Here is a 284-nt window from a genome sequence, read left to right on the forward strand (position 1 = left end):
CGACCTCGGTCCACGATCGGCCAGTACGTGGCAAGGCGATATACCAGTGATCGATCGAACTGGACCGGAGCTTCGCGGCGGAGCGCATGTAGCTATACGCCGGCGTGCGCTGTTGAACGATCAGCATGCGGCCGAGATTCCAAGCCGTGTGGTCGGCGGGAAAGCCGTCGTCCAGCGACTTGTTGTCCGGCAGCTTGACCTCAACTAGCGGCGCCACATGCGCTTGCCAAGCGGCGAATTGATCCTGTGGCGGCAGTTTTATCGTTGAAAAGGACACCGGCTTC

1 pseudogene is annotated in these 284 nt (G+C 60.6%); it reads right to left on the reverse strand.

Annotation, left to right across the window (positions count from 1 at the left end):
* Positions 1-284: pseudogene (locus EN862_RS35840) on the reverse strand (AraC family transcriptional regulator); the annotation flags it as partial.

Source organism: Mesorhizobium sp. M2E.F.Ca.ET.219.01.1.1 (genome assembly GCF_004016445.2).
Taxonomy (GTDB): domain Bacteria; phylum Pseudomonadota; class Alphaproteobacteria; order Rhizobiales; family Rhizobiaceae; genus Mesorhizobium.